The sequence below is a fragment of the Defluviimonas aquaemixtae genome (assembly GCF_900302475.1).
In the GTDB taxonomy this organism is placed as follows: domain Bacteria; phylum Pseudomonadota; class Alphaproteobacteria; order Rhodobacterales; family Rhodobacteraceae; genus Albidovulum; species Albidovulum aquaemixtae.
The window spans coordinates 382306-398917 of the sequence record NZ_OMOQ01000003.1; the positions used below are offsets into that span (position 1 = coordinate 382306).

Below are 16612 nucleotides of genomic sequence, written 5' to 3' on the forward strand. Positions count from 1 at the left end.
GCTCCGCAGCCGCGTAGGGCTCGCAAGCACGCTATTCTGCACGCACAGGTACGGTCGAAAACGGCCCTGAGCGGATGAGGTGGATGGCTCCTGCTCCACCGGCGTCCAATGCGCCATAGTGCAGTTGTCATGGACTGCGAGGAAAGGAGCCACCCGATGACAGTAAAGACGGTCGGTCTGGATTTGGCCAAGGATGTTTTTCAGGTCCACGGTATTTCCGAGAATGGGCGCGTGATCTTCAACAAGGCGATCAAGCGGGCGAAGCTGCTGGCGTTCTTCGAGGCGCTGCCGCCCTGCACCGTCGGCATGGAGGCTTGCGGGTCCGCGCACCATTGGGGCCGGGAGTTGCGCAAGATCGGGCATGACGTGAAGCTCATGCCGGCGTTCTACGTGAAGCCCTATGTTAAGCGCGGCAAGACCGACGCGGTGGATGCCGAGGCGATCTGCGAGGCCGTTCGCCGCCCGACCATGCGCTTTGTCGAGATAAAGACGGAAGAACAGCAGGCGATCCTGTCAATCCACCGCACCCGCGACCTAGTGGTGCGGCAGCGGACCCAGGTTGCAAATCTGATCCGCAGCCTTCTGCGCGAGTTCGGTCATGTTCTGCCGACGGGGATCGAGGCCGTGACCGCATTCGCAAAACGTCACCTCGCGGGTGATCGTCCCGATATGCCCGACCTGGCCAACGGTGTTCTCGGAACACAGTGCTATCACTTTCTTGCTCTCAACGAACGGATCGACGGCTACACAAAGATGATCGAACAGCACGCCCTGCTCAGCGCAAGCGCCCGCCGGCTCATGCGTATGCCGGGGATCGGACCGATCACGGCCTCTGCCATCGGCGACGCCAAGCAGTTTGGTAGCGGTCGCGACTTCGCGGCCTGGCTGGGCCTGACGCCGCTCAACAAGTCCAGCGGCGGGAAGGACAAACTCGGCCGGATCACGAAGAAAGGCGACAGATATATCCGGAAGTTGCTGGTCGTGGGAATGAGCTCTCGCGCCCTGCTTGCCAAGAAGCACCCCGAACGAGTGGACATCTGGACCGCCAATATCATCGCCGAGAAGCCGTTCCGGCTGGCCACGACCGCCATGGCAAACAAAGCGGCCCGGATCATCTGGGCAATGCTGACGAAGAAACGAGAATATCGGCAACCGGCGGTCTGAGACGGTCGATTTGCCACGAGATGCAAGACGCTTGAAGTGATGATGCAGACTAAGTCAACCAAGAGCCAGGAAACTCCGGGAATGTCAGCGGCCCCTTAAGGTCGTTAAGCCGATTTGGAACGTCGCTCGCGGAATTCATCAAGGCCAGCGGAGGCAGCGCCGTCGCACAAACAGGCCGGACACACGACTGTACTGACGTCCGTCGCAATATCACCGAAAAAACTCTTGCAATGCAGGAGCCATCCACACACGCGCAAAGCCCGCGCCACTCGGCGAGTGCGGCGGCGCGGTTCAACATGAAGAGGTTCCGGCTAGAGAGGCTGCGTTCCTGGCTGAAGTGATTCTGGAGAGAAGCGTGGACGGCGGCGAATTTCTGAAGACTTCACATTCGTCGGAATCGGAGCATCGCTCGCTCCCGTCGTCGAAGTGGCAGGTGTGAGTTCTCAGCTCGATTGTTGAGCCAGCGGCCAGTTTCCTGCCGGTCGCCGGCGCCAAGTTCCTTCAGCACGGCGCCATAGGATCGAAGCTTGTGCGTGGCAAGAGTATCGGGCCAACCATGCTTCCGCATTGCTTTCCTTAGAAATTTCAATGCAGCCTTCTTGTCACGGGTCTTCGTGACGAAGCTTTCCAGGACCTCGCCCTCGTGATCGATGGCACGCCAAAGGTAGTGCCACTCTCCGTTTATCCTCACGAAAATCTCATCGAGATGCCAACGCCACCGGCTGATTCGCATTCCCTCGATCCTACGCTTGTGGATCTCAGATGATCCTTAAAACTCCGGATACCTGTCGCAGCGGTTGGTGATCCGTCGCCTGTCCTTCAGACGACCAAACATGATCTCGATGCGGTTGCGCCTTGTAGCAGCGCTTGTCATAGCGGACGGTCTCTCCTCGCGTTTTCCGTCCTGGGAAGTCGCTTATCATGCCTCCTTCAGTTCGGGGTTATGAATCACGCCGCCTCAACAGCCGCAAACCGATCAATTGTTCCTGAGACTTAACCCCATGTGATCCCTTGGTATTGCGGGCGATCCGTCAACAATTGGGAAAATCCTGCGATAGACCGGCTCTACATACTGTGCTGGGATACACCGTGGCTCCCATGGTCGGTGTCAGCGGTGAAATGTGGAGGCATTTGATTGGAAACTTTAACCACGTGTTAAGGATCATGGCTTATTCATGAACCGCGCCGAGATGCATGATTGGAAAGGCTGTCGACATGTGTGAGACAAGGAAGGATCTGCAGGAGCTCGCTGCCGAGTTGAGCGCTACCATCCACCTTACTCGCCGGCTTGGTTTCACGGCAACTGCGCAGGCCATGGCGCAGGTTCAGCGGGAGTTGGAGATGGTCGCGACAAAGCCCCCGCTCGCTCCCGCAGAGCCGCAAATCTGACAAGCGTGGGAGCCCGTTGCGTTCCCTGACCGGCCACCCGGCAATGGGGTTAACGATTGCGTAACTCTTTCGTGTCCGAGTTGTATTGTAAGCGGCGCAAACAGCCGCGAATGGGTTAGGGTTCAGACAATGGAAACAACGCAGTCAATCGCGCACATACTCTGCAGCGTAGCAGCGTATGCGGAACGTAATGGGCTCGACAATCTTCAGCGACTGGTTTCGGAAGCGGCAATCGCTGCAATGAAGGAGATACCAGAGACGCAAGGCAAGGAAGTGCTCGTCAAGCTGGTACGCTAGCAGATGCGGCAACAGACCCGGCTCGATCATTGGCGAGTTCACATCGATGTCCTTGGCGCCGGCTCAGGTCGACAATCATGCCGCCACGCGAGATCGCATCACACCGACTGCCTCTGCACGGCCGAGGTAACAGCGATCGCCCGATTTCGTCAGCGACAAACTCGTGGATCACCGGCGGTTCTGCGTGTTGAACCTGCTCGACGATCATAGTCGGTTTTTACCGGCCAGATCGTCGATGTTTCGATGCCAAGAGCAGTTCAAGGGGGTAGGGTCACCTCGGCCTGCTTCAGCGCAAACACGAATTGTGCCTACGTGAATTTCGACCTGTTCATAGGAGTCTCCTCGTTCTGCGCACGGGATCATGAGTGGAAAATTCCAACACAGATCGGTCTAGCGCGCAGTCAGCAGGTCATTCTTGAGCTATCGGTTGGCAGGTCGCCCAGATGGATTTCATGCACTCTTAAAAGGTTTTTTTGTTCGACCGAGCGATGTGAATTTTCGTTGGTGTACTAGTGTCGGCACGCCTCGCATTTTATCCGGGCATCCTCGACCGACAAGAACCAGTCCTGGTTTATACGATTGGCGTAGACCTTGCCGTCAACGCCGATTGATTTCTTGCGCCGTGCGGTCCCAAATCTTGGAAGTTCGTCAAGGTCGCACGAGCACATGATCTCTCAACTGAATATTAACCATCTTGCTGGAGCTTTCAGTCGAACAAGGGTCAGCAATCGGTGAGCGTGCATATGGTCGCCAGGACGATAGAACTTTACGATGATAACCTCTTAAACATTTCGACCAGCTCGCCTTTAATTGCACCGGGTAACTCGATAATCAACAATTCTGATACGCCAAACGGAGCTATTCCCGATTTTTCAGAGGGCTCTACTGTAACGGTAACAATTGAAGACACAAGTTGGGACCCGAATTTGTTTGAAGATGATGACTATGCCAACGATAGGATTACGGACGGCTCTGGATTGGTGGCCAACGGGACCGGAGTTAAAGCGGACTCACTCATATTCATCCGCGTGCTGGATGAAATGGGAAATCCAATTGGCCCAACTATATCCGTCACCGTTGTTACTAGAGACAACGTTACCCAAAACATCTGGGGCTTTCGCAGCGACTCGCCTCCTGTCGAAGGCACTCAGTATGTAAAGACAGGTGGCAATAGTATCGGTTCCGCTTCATATACTACTCTTCAGAGTCAGCCTGTCTGCTACTCGATAGGCGCGCTAGCCGATACGCCGGATGGGTCTCGTGCCGTTGAAACACTGCAGGCTGGTGACTTGGTAACCACACTGCATAATGGCCCCCAGGAAATTCTATGGATTCACCGGAGCGATGAGCCGCTGGGATCGGCAGAGCGGGACGCAAAATCGGTGCTAAACGCAGCTGTCTTTCTCGGTCCCGGGCTTCCCGCGAAGGACTTGATCGTGCCGCCTCAGCACAGGATTCTCGTAGGTGGCTGCGAACAGTTCTACAACAGGTTCGAATTCGATGCGTCTGCCCCTGCCAAGTCGCTGACATCCTTGCCTGGGATCAGGCCGATGCCGGGTAAGAGACAGATAACGTGGCTTCACTTCGCATGCCGCGCACATGAAATCATCGTGGCAAATGGTTGTTTGTCGGAATCGCTTCTTTTTGGGCAAATGGGAATCGAGGGTCTGACAGGAACTGAACGGCGAACGGTTGCCAAGATTTTCGGCAGTTCCTCAATCCCGAATGAGGCGCTGAACGGTCCACCGGCTCAGCGATACCTCACAGCAGGTACAGTACGCCGGCAGCTCAAGAAAAGTCGAAATGAGCGGACGAGGCGCCGGTCAGAGGCAATCAAGATGTGGGATGCGGATCTGTCTGCTGAACGCTACGCGGCGATCCTCATGTGCGATGATGTTATCCCCAGAAACGCTCTCGGTTTTGAATAGAAGCTTCCGCATAGAATCATTGGCTCGGATAGGATCGGAATCGCGCTCCCACGCTTGTCAGATTTGCGGCTCTGCGGGAGCGAGCGGGGGCTTTGTCGCGACCATCTCCAACTCCCGCTGAACCTGCGCCATGGCCTGCGCAGTTGCCGTGAAACCAAGCCGGCGAGTAAGGTGGATGGTAGCGCTCAACTCGGCAGCGAGCTCCTGCAGATCCTTCCTTGTCTCACACATGTCGACAGCCTTTCCAATCATGCATCTCGGCGCGGTTCATGAATAAGCCATGATCCTTAACACGTGGTTAAAGTTTCCAATCAAATGCCTCCACATTTCACCGCTGACACCGACCATGGGAGCCACGGTGTATCCCAGCACAGTATGTAGAGCCGGTCTATCGCAGGATTTTCCCAATTGTTGACGAATCGCACATAATGCCGAGGGATAATATGGGCATAGGCTTTGCCGCCCGGCTCCGTCTGGCCGCGGCAGCGGATGTGCCAGATCATGTTCCGTTATCTTAGCCGGCATCGTGTTGACGCTGGCGCCTTTGACGAGCCGAATCGCGCGGATATGCCGGAGGCTAATTGAAGGGCATGACTATGCCATGGAACTGTTCTATTACGCGCAATTAGCCGAGGCTGTGACTGGGCGATGTCGTATTGGCCGCACGTGCCTTCCAGAACAGGGCGGAACATCTGGCCAAAACTGTAGATGACAACGTTCGAAATTTAGCAAAATTTTAACAAATTCGCGCTGAGTTGCTAGGGTCAGGACCCATTGATTTCAGCCGGGCGGCGTGATTCACCGGTCGAAAATCGAGCGGTGATATGAGCGAACTTTTCTGGCTAAGCGATGCGCACATGGCGCGTCTGGAGCCCTACTTCCCCAAGTCGCATGGCAAGCCTCGGGTCGATGACCGCCGCGTGCTGAGCGGGATTATCTTTATCAACCGCAATGGTTTGCGGTGGCGGGATGCGCCGAAGGAGTATGGTCCGCACAAGACGCTGTACAACCGGTGGAAGCGGTGGAGCGAGAAGGGGATCTTCGCGCAGATCATGGCGGGTCTGGCCGCCGCGCACGGTGAAGAGAAGACCGTGATGGTCGATGCGACCTACCTGAAAGCCCATCGTACCGCGACCAACATGGGCGTCAAAAAGGGGGGGCGTGGACGCCTGATCGGCCGGACCAAGGGCGGCATGAACACCAAGCTACACGCCGCTTGCGATAGCCAGAGCCAACCGCTCAATTTATTCGTCACCGCCGGACAGGTCAGCGACTACATCGGAGCGCGAGCACTGCTCAGCAGCCTGCCGAATGTCGAATGGCTGCTCGGGGATCGCGGCTACGATGCGGACTGGTTCAGAGAAGCGTTGAAAAACAAAGGGATACGTGCCTGCATCCCAGGTCGGTCGTCCCGTGCGAAGGCCGTGCGATACGACAAACGCAGATACAAACGCCGAAACCGGATCGAGATCATGTTCGGAAGGCTCAAAGACTGGCGACGCGTTGCCACTCGATACGATCGCTGCCCCAACGTCTTTCTCTCGGCAATCGCCTTGGCCGCAACCGTCATCTATTGGTTATGAGTCCAGACCCTAGGCGACACACGGCTTCATTGCGACTTTTCACTACCTCCGCACATCACATTAATATTGCGCTAACCATTCGCCAAATACCATTATTCTTGGCGCTCGCTTCCCGCAGTGGTTGATTCAGTCTAGAGGGGAACGAACACGAAGGCGCGGAAACGGGTGAATTTGACAGGTATGGAGCTCTGAAATGGGTAAGCACTGGTGGATAGCCGAAGTACTGATGGATATGGCGGCGTATGCGGAAAAAAACGATCTTCACACACTTAATGCGCAACTCTGCAACATTATGGTGACAGCCAACCAACTAATGCATGAGGCCCCGGACCAGGCGGACGGTGCAGCTACCACCGATATCATTTTGCCTCGGAAGCGGAGTGGCAAGAAGCTCAATCCAGCAACTTCAATTTAGCTGAACCGCGCCGCGTGCGCTGGAGGCGCCAACTCCTAGGGACGATGGGACAGTATGAGCAAGACAACGAGCAAGCATTTGCCTCGAGACATTACGGCAATCTGGCGGAAATGGTGACATCGTTACGGTCCGTCGCTTCGAGTGCCTGTTTTTTTGAACCGGCAAGGCGAACTCCAATTGCTCGGGAATATGTGGGACGAAGTCTTTGGGAATTCTTTAGAACTCACGGTGTTGATGGATTGGGCCGGTTCAAGAAGCCTATAGGTTATCCATCGTGACGCTCGAGCCACAACCAGCTTGGATGACCCGATCCTCCAGACGTAGAAGATTCCGCTGATCACCCGCCGGTCGTCCTCTCGCGCCCCTCCGCGCGGCTGTTTGGAAGAAAAGGCGCGATCAGTGCCCACTCGCTGTCGCTGCCATCGTGCTTGCCTTGCTCGCCTCCGTTTTCCAAAAGTGCTTCACGACAGAGATTTTCTGCGCAAACGGTCCTGTTGCCGGGCCCCCTCTTTCCCGGGACAGTCACTCCCTAAGGCCTTGGCAATTGGCATTCCCGCGCGGCGTAGCCATTGAGTACGGCGATACTGACCTTTAGTTCGGCGACCTGGCGTTCGGAGTCTCGTGCCCTCAGGCGCTGACTCAGCAATTCCACGTAGAGTATCTTGATTTGACGCGGCTTCGACGGTGATGGTCGCTCCATCTTCGCCCGAGCGTGCCCGAGCTACTTCGAACGTGCAGAGACTCCATTGTGCACGGCGGTACCGGCGGTGACAGCGTTCCACGGCTGCACCTACTCGCGCGGCGGGACGATCGCATTGGTCTGCGGTTGGTAATGTCATCGTTGCACTTGCAGTTGTGGTGGGCGATCGGCGATTACTCTCCCAATCTCCTTGCAGACTGAAATTTTTCTAAGCATGTCCGGCAGCACCGACGCATCGTCGTAACTGCTCCCCGTGATCTCGTCGGCCGAACCTCCCGTGTTAGCTCGCCGAAGCGAAGATGGAACTTGGGCAAACAAGGCGTTTGGAACCGCCATGCTTGCGGACACGCTATTCGCCTCCACCTTCGATTGTAAGATCGATGCCGTTGATCAGCAGGTTCTCAGTTTAGTGAGTCTTGCTCTGTCTCCACAACGCAGAGAGTTGGCCGCTCGGCTCGTGTTCGACCGATACCCTGAAGCTTGAAGAGAGGCATCGCAACGAATCCTTAGCGAGAATGAAATAGTAAGGGTCGTGCTGCACCGCGCCGCCACCTAGACACGTCCATTAGAAAGAGCCCACACTATGTCCACGGCCATAAAATTCGATTTCTCTCAAGCCGCCGGCGAAGAAATTGAGTCGAGTTTGTTCGGCGCTAACATGATATTTACAAAAAACATTCTCGACAATAATTCGAGTCCAACCTTAGACAACTTGAATGTCAGTAATATCCGTTACCCGGGAGGCTCCGTAACCGAATTTAACTTTGACTATAGAAACCCCGATATCGCGGTCAACGATAATAGCTTACACTACGATAATGATCAAGATACTGCGCCAACTCCACTCCTTCCAGGCGAATTTGTTCCTCTGACTAGTTTTCTCGACTGGGTAGAGTCCACTGGAAAGTCAGCCACTGTTGTGTTGCCAACACGCAATTTAGTCGACCAGTCGACTCAACAAGGTACGCTGCCGCGTGCGATCAATATTGAAGCAATTGAAGACCTTAAAAAATTTCTTTTGGATCTCCTATCTGATGTCGACTCGAACGGCAATGCAATGCAAAACGCAGATATAGCGGCGCTTGAAATCGGTAATGAATACTGGAGTTTGGGAAGTATGACCGCCGCCGAATACGGTGCGGTTGTTGATGCAGTAATTGCAGTCATAGAAGGCGTGTTTGAGGAGTTAGGAATTTCTTCTCAGGAGGCGCCGGATGTTCTGGTGCAAATGGGAAGTCCGTGGGGTGTTGAATTTCAGTCGGGGGGGGCATACTACGGAATAACTGCGGACTCACCTCAGTATATCCTTGATCAATATGGCTTAACTGATTCTGATTTCTTGAACGATGGATCATTGAAATGGCTATCTAAAATAAATCTGGTGAATTTGGATATAATAAGAGGTATCTCTGAGGATTCACGCAACTCTGTTGATGGTGTCGTTGATCATTATTACTATCACAACACTGATAATGCGTTAAGTTATACATCAGGTTCGATAAACTATATTGATAGAGATTATGCGATTTGGTCGTCTAATTTTGGGAGGGAATTGGATCTTCACATAACAGAGTGGAATGTGAAGACGGCAAATCTCAATCAACTCGGCCTTAAAGGGGCCGGCGTTATATTGGAACAGGTGGAAAATTTAGTAAGGCTTGGAGTAGACTCAGCTTTTGTATGGCCCTATCAACATAATACTCGCAATGATCTCGCGGGGTCACCAGGTGACGACACCAGCCTCACACCGTTGGGTGCCGCTTTCAAGTTGGCGGCGGAAAGTCTGGTAGGCACCCGCAGACTGGATAGTAATATAAGTGGCGGTGAACTGGAAGTTAACGCTTATTCTGCGAGTGAGAAATTTGTATTCTTTGTGTCTTCACGTTCTGATACACAACAATCTATCGAAATCGACTTCGGCGATCTTGTCTCATCATATGTGAGCGTTTCTGGCGTAAAGATAGGGGTTGATCTTTCGACGTCTGATGGACGGCATTGGACTCCAAGCGGCATATCCCAAGTGGAATACTTCAATGAGAGTGACGTGCAAGCTCAGCTTAGCCAGTATTCAGAAGATGAACTCGGAACAGCGGCGAATGTTTCTTTCGTTCTCGATCCGTACGAGGTGATGAGGCTAGAGTTTGTGCTAGATGCGGCTAGGCAGTTTTCGGGAGCATCCGGCAACGACACTTGGAGCGGAGGCGCGGGATACGACGTCGCCTTCGGAAGTTCTGGCGATGACACGCTACTTGGCTTCGATGGCAACGACACTTTAGCTGGAGATGACGGCCGTGACCATTTGGCCGGCGGGGGCGGCCATGATGAACTCAATGGCGGCGCTGGCGACGATTGGATTACCGGTGACTCCGGTAACGATACAATTGAAGGAGGCGCGGGCGCGGACACGCTGATCGGCGGCAGCGGTATCGATACCGTGAACTACTACTATTCGTCGGGCGGCGTGACCATCGACCTGCTCACCAACGCCGTCTCGGGCGGCTGGGCGGCCGACGACACGATCTCCGGCTTCGAGCGGGCGTACGGCTCCAACTCGGGCAACGATGTTCTCAAGGGCTCGAACGGGGCCAATGTCCTGCGCGGCTATGGCGGCAACGACATCGTCTACGACCGGGGCGGCGATGACTACGTCGATCTCGGCGATGGCAACGATGCCGTGATCGTCGGCAACGGCGCGGACACGCTGATCGGCGGCAGCGGTATCGATACCGTGAACTACTACTATTCGTCGGGCGGCGTGACCATCGACCTGCTCACCAACGCCGTCTCGGGCGGCTGGGCGGCCGACGACACGATCTCCGGCTTCGAGCGGGCGTACGGCTCCAACTCGGGCAACGATGTTCTCAAGGGCTCGAACGGGGCCAATGTCCTGCGCGGCTATGGCGGCAACGACATCGTCTACGACCGGGGCGGCGATGACTACGTCGATCTCGGCGATGGCAACGATGCCGTGATCGTCGGCAACGGCGCGGACACGCTGATCGGCGGCAGCGGTATCGATACCGTGAACTACTACTATTCGTCGGGCGGCGTGACCATCGACCTGCTCACCAACGCCGTCTCGGGCGGCTGGGCGGCCGACGACACGATCTCCGGCTTCGAGCGGGCGTACGGCTCCAACTCGGGCAACGATGTTCTCAAGGGCTCGAACGGGGCCAATGTCCTGCGCGGCTATGGCGGCAACGACCGGCTTGATGGTCGGGCGGGCAACGACTATCTCGATGGTGGCTCGGGGGGCGATACTTTGACCGGCGGAGTCGGCGCGGATCACTTCGTGTTTCACAAAACCTACGGCGCTGATCTGATTACGGATTTCGCATACGGCCTTGATGAGCTTGTTCTGGATCACTCGCTCTGGGGCGGCGGGCTGACCGAAGCGCAGGTGATCTCGATCTACGCTTCGGTTATCGGGGAAAACCTGGTCCTTGACTTCGGTGGCGGCGACACGATCACGTTACAGGGCATCGCGTCTCCAGGCCTGCTCGTCGATGACATTTTGATAGTCTAAGTGACTGGGCCCAAACGCTCCTCTGGTGAGTCGCTGTTGCTCGGGAGTCAGAGAAGGTGAGTTAGGTAAGATTCAGATCTGGATCTAACAGCATTGCCGGGAAGAAGAAGCGCGGACGGCAAGACGGCTGCAAGGAACCACAGCCCAGTCTTCAAGGCAAAGTCGCGTTGCCTGCGATAAAGGACAAGACGACGATGAGCGCGCCGGCTACTCAGTTCGTCGTCAATCTGAAACGGGGACCGCCGCCTGCACCTACTGCTGAAACGCGAGGGCCGGGAGGTGAACTAGAAGAATCTCTAGCGAGAAGAAGTATCACATGAGGCGCGGTGAAGATTGCCGCTCTGGTGATGGCATTGCCGGCCAGGCTGATGCGGCCTCGCATACCCGACATTGCGCTGGCTTCCTACGTCCACCAGCTTCGCGGCAAGGGCATTCCAATCGATACTGAGTTTGAGAGGCATGACGGCACCTACAAGGGCTTCCACGCGCGCTACCGGCATGCCTGTAACGCGACTGTGACTGCAATTAGTTTCGGAGGGCAGCAACTGACGCAGAGGCCCTCCCAGCGGCGCTCAGAGCTCCTCCCAGCGCCCGTTCGCTGCATTGTGGCGCACGGCCTTCCCGAGCCCAGCGCGCGCCTGGTGGCGTCTCTCGCGTTTGGAGAGGGCTGACATGGCTAGAAAGGGGAAGCGACCGGAAGAGGGACAGTATGTGCCCTTGCCCTATTCCCTGCTCAAGTCGCCTGCCTGGCGGTCCCTCTCCGGGGCCGCCATCAAGGTGTTTCTGGAGCTGCATACGCGCTTCAATGGCGGCAACAACGGCAAAATTCATATGTCGATGAACGAAGCCGCCGACGTGCTGGGCTTGGGCAAGGCAACCGTCCAGCGGGCATTCGTGGAATTGCAGGAGAAGGGCTTTATTGCTCTGACCGCTTCTGGAAGCTGGTATCACCGCAAAGCGCACGACTGGCGGCTTACGACGAAGCCCATGCATACTGTGGTGGGGAAGCAGGTCGCTATAAATGACTGGCGGTCTTGGCAGCCGGCAAAAACAAAACGCGGTTCTGAATCGGACCCGTCACTCTCGCAAATGGTTCCGTCTCGAAACCCAGGCAACGGCATTGGTTCCAAACCGGAACCCGTCAGCGGCAAACCTGTGAACGGCTTCGGTTCTGGAATGGAACACTAATACTTACCACTCCCACGAGCGGCGCCAAACTGAGCACCAAATTCTGATCGCCTCTACGACGAGGCTCAGGCTGTGGCTGCTGGATGGCGCGCACCGCGCTGGCGCTGATTTCGGCTTTCTCGTTGGAGACCGCAAGCGCGCTTGATCCCTACTCTTGGTTTGACCGCGAATGTGCCGCGAATTCATGCGCACAGATCATTCCCACCGCAACAATCGTGCTCACAAGGAAATAGGTCCCGATCACTCCCAAGACCGACGACTCCGCCCAAGCAGCGCTGATTGCGAATAAGAGACCTGCAACCGATCCGGGTAGTATGAACAGCAGTGCCAAAGCCAAACCTCCTCTCACGCAAGAGTTAGGGTTCAGTTAACCATAAACGCCCGCATGCTAACAAAGGGTTAACCCAAAAACGAAAAGCCCTGCTCGCGGCAGGGCTTTATCGTTTGAGGAGTTTTGAGTTGATTGGTTTATTGGCTCGATGGCCCACGATAGACAGAATGTGGTTAACTATCTGTAACCGAACGTGTCTCCGCTCAAATGGAGGCGCGCGAAGAGCGCAATTCGCATTCTTGGGAATCCCTGACGGCTAGTGGCAGTGGCAGGGCTTGGAACCGGCCTGGCAGCATTGCCCTTTTGGCGAATCCTTTCGGCACCCCCCGCTGTGGTCATAGTCTGTGACCCCGGGCATCCAGGCCAAGTTGCCGGATACCGCTGGACCGACCCCCAGCAGACCGCCGAAAGAATTGAGCATTGGTACCTTCGTCATCCTTCCCTCCGTCAGACTTGGCGTCCCGCCGCATTGACACGTTTGTCCGCAGCTCGGCATGACACAAGCGGTTCTTGGCATCCAGCCAACGCTGCCACGCCGGGCGCTTTGCGGCAGCGCTCTCAAAATCGTGTCTGGCATGGCTGCTGGCCTGATCAGCGAGTGACATAACATGCCGCTCTACATCCCAAAGCTGACAGGTTACACGCTCGAACTCGTGCTCAGCGACGTACTCCACCGCGACGCCGCTCGTCGGCCACTCCATTCGGGTCCGAATGTCCGCGAGGCTTCTTCGTATTTCGAGCAGTTCGCTCGATCGGTCCTGCCCTGATTCCTCCACCATGCGCTTCACTCCACCTACGTTTAGAAAGTCCGGGACTGGGCCGCGGCCGTCGGTGCCAGGACAGCCTATTTCGAGCCGGGATCACCTTGGGAAAACGGCTACTGCGAAAGCTTCAACGGACGCATGCGAGACGAGCTGCTGAGTGGCGAGATCTTCTACTCGCTCCGGGATACCCAGATCATCATCGAAATCTGGCGGCGGCACTACAACACCAGGCGGCCTCACAGAACCCTCGGATACAGATCGCCAGCGCCAGAAACCATCATCCCGGTAGCCCAAAGGCCCAGCATGCACTAACAATCAAGTTGTACCAGTCAAATCGGGACGCTCACTCTGACGCCGGCCATGTCGCGTCGAAGAGCACGTCCTTCGGTGGAGCGTTAATAGGTTAATCTGATTGTAATGTGTTACGTGAGCAATCCGATAGCAAAACGCACGAGATTCTATATTTCCTCAATCGCTAATTCAGTCTACTATTTGCTTCCGGCGAGGAGCAAGTTCCGCTGGAATTAAGACTTGTACGCAAAAATGGCAACAAGGTTCCTTTGATATTCTTCTGGATTGTAGCATGCCGCGCCTTCAAATTTGCTTTCGCGAACTTTCTCGCAGGAAGTTGCCATCGTATCAGACCGAGCTTTCCGGCGGCAAGAAATCGAGCGTTACACCTCGCCGATGACGCGAGATGTTTTCTCGCGAGAAGATGTCAGAATCCAATCAGTCCAGGAAGCCGGCGCGGATCAGACGCTCGACAAGTCCGCGATGAAAAATCGCCTGGAAAATCGCTGGTGGACCCGGCGGAGGAGTGAGCCGTGGGCTTTCACGTTGTCACGACCCATCTTGCAAAGTGTTCATAATCCGCTTTTGACATCAGAGATGGAGACGTATTCTGAACCGTAGGACCTGTTCGGCCGGAACAGAACTGTATCCGCTGGCGCCCAGAAACGATGAGCTGCTCGCGGCGCGGATGACGGAGTTGAAATTTTCGCAATAGCGATAAAATCATCTGCGGCCGCACGCCATAGTTGGACTTGGAGGGCAAGTCGCTAAACAAAGCGCATGCTCTGCCTTCTGGCGCTGGGTCAACAGCCACGTGGCTACACAAGTGTTCAATTTTGGTTTTGGGAGGTTGTTAACCATTCGTTAACAATTCTCACCTACGTGGAGAAGAAAAGAGCACGGTAAGGCGTGGATGCCGTGGTGGCCGCGCTCTTCTGTCTGAAAAGGGAACTAAGTCGGGCGTGCTACCGACGAAAGGGGTCGGTACGGGGTCTGCAATGTGATGCGAACCAAAATCCGCGACAGAAATTGCCTAGACTCGGAGATAGTATGAGTTGGGAAGGGTTTCAGCATGGCTGAGCGGCTATTGCTGCATATCGGATATCACAAGACTGCGACGTCGTGGATGCAGCAACATCTATTCGTGCCCGAACACGGATACGTACAGATCGCGCACCATCCGGAGGTTTGGCGCCATGTGGTTGCGCCGCACGGTCTGCTCTTCGATCCCGCGGGAATGCAGGAAGTTATCCGCGACGGCATGGCGGCGGTTCCCGAAGGCAAGGTGCCCGTGATCTCGTCCGAGATCCTGTCCGGCCACCCGTTCTTCGGCGGCATGGCGAGCGACGACTACGCCCGCCGCCTGAAGGCGATCGCGCCCGACGCCCGCATTCTGATATCGGTACGTTCGCAGCAAAGCATTCTGACCTCGGTCTACATGCAGTACCTGCTGCGTGGCGGCACGATGAGCCCGCAGCTATTCTTCGCGGGCGATCCAGAACTCGGCTTTCATGGGTTCCGGCCCGAGCATTTCGAGTATCACCGCCTGATCGGACTTTATCAGCAGCTGTTCGGGGCGGAGAACGTTCACATGATCACTCAGGAGAGTCTCGTCTCCGACATGGACGGCGCGGCCCGGCGTCTGGCCAGATTCGCCGGCAACGCGGAATTCGACAGTGTTTTACCGACCCGCAGGGCGGGCTATGCGCCGAGCTATCCCGAATACGCTGTGCCGATCCTCCGGCGGATCAACAAGTTCCAGAAGAGCGTTCTCACGCCGGCGCCGATAATCGGTATCGGCGAGACGCCGAAGGGATTGTACCGGATCTTCGGCTACATCCTGCGGCGACCGCCCTTCGCATGGCTGATGAAGGATCTGCGCCCGGTTTCGCGGCACGTGGAACAGACCTTCAAGGGCCGCTTCGACGCGAGCAACCGGAAGCTCGCTGAAATCGCAGGCTGTTACACCAGTTTCAATCATAATGCCACAAATGGTGCGCCTGAAAACGAGCATCTCGGGCGGCGAATTGGCCGACGGGTGCAGCTGTTTGACTAGCCGGCTTAGTAGGGAGAAGTATTCATCTGATCGTTTCTCTACTACGACTCTCGAGCCTCATAGAAACAGGATACCTCAAGCGCCCTCTCCTCAAGTATCGAGTATGTCTCCACATCGTTCCGCATCCGTCTCTGCCGTTATTAATCCAGCTCCGGAACGATCGCCTAAACGCAGTGTCGTCGGCCAGGTGGTGATCCTGAGCCTCCCCATCTGAATTGGTCCACCGTTATTTTTAGGACACGGAGGACCAATTCAGATGGGTAGGCTCACCGGGCTCTCCTTGGGGCCTGCCGAAACGACTTGGCAGACTTCGCTTGCGGGGCACTTTATACCGGCTGCCGAGTGTTGGAACTCTTAAACCTCCGCAACGCTGATGTAGGCAGGGACGTGTTTGGCATGTATGTCACTCCCGCCAACAACGGAAAGGCGCGGTGCGTTTTCCTGCCGAAGGAAGGCGTGACCTTCCTCCACCTCTGTGGCAGCAAAGCGCCCGACGACCGAGTTTTTCTTATGCGTAACGGCTACCGGTGGCGCGGCGGCCACAAGCATCTGTTCAAGGCAGCCATTCTCGAAGCAGGGCTGCCGGAGGCGTTCGTGTTTCACGGGCTCCGGCACACCTATGCGAGCCAACTGGTGCAGGCCGGAATGCCACTTGTGATGGTCGCGCGTCAACTCGGCCACTCGAACACAGACACCGTAAGCCGGACCTACGGTCACCTTTCGTGTAGCAGCATCGAAGAAGAGTTGGCGCGTCGCTTCGCACCTCTCTACCCCGGCGTTCCTACTGAAACTGAACGCATCGCACCGCTGCGAAGTTCATTGCAGGCCGAGCACGCACCAGACGCGCCCGGCCCTTCGTGGCCCGCGAGCAATTTCACCTTGGCACAGGGTGACCTTCTCCGAATATTGCGGCGCTAGTCCGACTAGTAGCAGCAGGCTCAAGACCAATAGAGGCAGTCGTTGTCACTTACACGCCGAGC

Annotated in this window: 11 protein-coding genes and 3 pseudogenes; 11 read left to right on the top strand and 3 right to left on the bottom strand. The window is 56.0% G+C overall.

Going from position 1 to position 16612, the window contains the following annotated elements; all coding sequences use genetic code 11:
* Window positions 1–156 precede the first annotated feature (156 nt).
* On the top strand, window positions 157–1164 hold the full coding sequence (locus DEA8626_RS16965) for an IS110 family RNA-guided transposase (protein WP_108854401.1): 1008 nt from the start codon (window positions 157–159) through the stop codon (window positions 1162–1164).
* A 250-nt stretch (window positions 1165–1414) separates the two neighbouring features.
* Here the strand turns inward: DEA8626_RS16965 and DEA8626_RS16970 are convergent.
* The 3 genes and pseudogenes from DEA8626_RS16970 to DEA8626_RS16980 all read right to left on the bottom strand — a co-directional run.
* Window positions 1415–1930 (bottom strand): annotated as a pseudogene (locus DEA8626_RS16970) (IS6 family transposase); the annotation flags it as partial.
* 3 nt (window positions 1931–1933) lie between these two features.
* A pseudogene (locus DEA8626_RS16975) lies at window positions 1934–2072 on the bottom strand (IS5/IS1182 family transposase); the annotation flags it as partial.
* Window positions 2073–2697: 625 nt separating this feature from the next.
* Window positions 2698–2892, bottom strand: coding sequence for a hypothetical protein (locus DEA8626_RS16980; RefSeq protein WP_146188897.1), 195 nt, complete (start codon window positions 2890–2892; stop codon window positions 2698–2700).
* A gap of 701 nt (window positions 2893–3593) precedes the next feature.
* Here DEA8626_RS16980 and DEA8626_RS16985 point away from each other — a divergent pair.
* From DEA8626_RS16985 to DEA8626_RS17035, 10 genes and pseudogenes are all read left to right on the top strand, one after another.
* Window positions 3594–4778 (top strand): Hint domain-containing protein, encoded by a 1185-nt coding sequence (locus DEA8626_RS16985; RefSeq protein WP_108854403.1) that lies wholly within the window; start codon window positions 3594–3596, stop codon window positions 4776–4778.
* An 824-nt stretch (window positions 4779–5602) separates the two neighbouring features.
* A complete protein-coding gene (locus DEA8626_RS16995) occupies window positions 5603–6361 on the top strand; it encodes an IS5 family transposase (RefSeq protein WP_108854405.1) in 759 nt (252 codons plus the stop codon).
* A 193-nt stretch (window positions 6362–6554) separates the two neighbouring features.
* Complete coding sequence (locus DEA8626_RS17000; protein ID WP_108854406.1) at window positions 6555–6776, top strand: hypothetical protein; 222 nt, start codon at window positions 6555–6557, stop codon at window positions 6774–6776.
* 1283 nt (window positions 6777–8059) lie between these two features.
* Window positions 8060–11002 carry a calcium-binding protein gene (locus DEA8626_RS17005; protein WP_108854407.1) on the top strand — a complete coding sequence of 981 codons (2943 nt, stop codon included), beginning with the start codon at window positions 8060–8062 and terminating at the stop codon, window positions 11000–11002.
* A gap of 368 nt (window positions 11003–11370) precedes the next feature.
* On the top strand, window positions 11371–11673 hold the full coding sequence (locus DEA8626_RS21800) for a winged helix domain-containing protein (protein WP_438502447.1): 303 nt from the start codon (window positions 11371–11373) through the stop codon (window positions 11671–11673).
* 1 nt (window position 11674) lies between these two features.
* Window positions 11675–12190 (top strand): helix-turn-helix domain-containing protein, encoded by a 516-nt coding sequence (locus tag DEA8626_RS17015; RefSeq protein ID WP_181366501.1) that lies wholly within the window; start codon window positions 11675–11677, stop codon window positions 12188–12190.
* Between the two features lie 939 nt (window positions 12191–13129).
* Window positions 13130–13288 carry a hypothetical protein gene (locus DEA8626_RS21145; protein ID WP_181366502.1) on the top strand — a complete coding sequence of 53 codons (159 nt, stop codon included), beginning with the start codon at window positions 13130–13132 and terminating at the stop codon, window positions 13286–13288.
* A gap of 39 nt (window positions 13289–13327) precedes the next feature.
* Window positions 13328–13597: pseudogene (locus DEA8626_RS17025) on the top strand (integrase core domain-containing protein); the annotation flags it as partial.
* 1051 nt (window positions 13598–14648) lie between these two features.
* Window positions 14649–15632 (top strand): sulfotransferase family protein, encoded by a 984-nt coding sequence (locus tag DEA8626_RS17030; RefSeq protein WP_108854410.1) that lies wholly within the window; start codon window positions 14649–14651, stop codon window positions 15630–15632.
* 300 nt (window positions 15633–15932) lie between these two features.
* Window positions 15933–16550, top strand: a complete 618-nt coding sequence (locus DEA8626_RS17035) for a tyrosine-type recombinase/integrase (protein WP_108854411.1) — start codon at window positions 15933–15935, stop codon at window positions 16548–16550.
* Window positions 16551–16612: the final 62 nt, after the last annotated feature.

Excerpts from the sequence above, each read along its gene's own strand:
- DEA8626_RS17015 (WP_181366501.1), top strand. The coding sequence starts at position 11,675 with ATGGCTAGAAAGGGGAAGCGACCGGAAGAGGGACAGTATGTGCCCTTG.
- DEA8626_RS16985 (WP_108854403.1), top strand. The coding sequence starts at position 3,594 with ATGGTCGCCAGGACGATAGAACTTTACGATGATAACCTCTTAAACATT.
- DEA8626_RS17030 (WP_108854410.1), top strand. The coding sequence starts at position 14,649 with ATGGCTGAGCGGCTATTGCTGCATATCGGATATCACAAGACTGCGACG.
- DEA8626_RS21800 (WP_438502447.1), top strand. The coding sequence starts at position 11,371 with ATGCGGCCTCGCATACCCGACATTGCGCTGGCTTCCTACGTCCACCAG.
- DEA8626_RS17000 (WP_108854406.1), top strand. The coding sequence starts at position 6,555 with ATGGGTAAGCACTGGTGGATAGCCGAAGTACTGATGGATATGGCGGCG.
- DEA8626_RS21145 (WP_181366502.1), top strand. The coding sequence starts at position 13,130 with ATGCCGCTCTACATCCCAAAGCTGACAGGTTACACGCTCGAACTCGTG.
- DEA8626_RS17005 (WP_108854407.1), top strand. The coding sequence starts at position 8,060 with ATGTCCACGGCCATAAAATTCGATTTCTCTCAAGCCGCCGGCGAAGAA.
- DEA8626_RS16965 (WP_108854401.1), top strand. The coding sequence starts at position 157 with ATGACAGTAAAGACGGTCGGTCTGGATTTGGCCAAGGATGTTTTTCAG.
- DEA8626_RS16995 (WP_108854405.1), top strand. The coding sequence starts at position 5,603 with ATGAGCGAACTTTTCTGGCTAAGCGATGCGCACATGGCGCGTCTGGAG.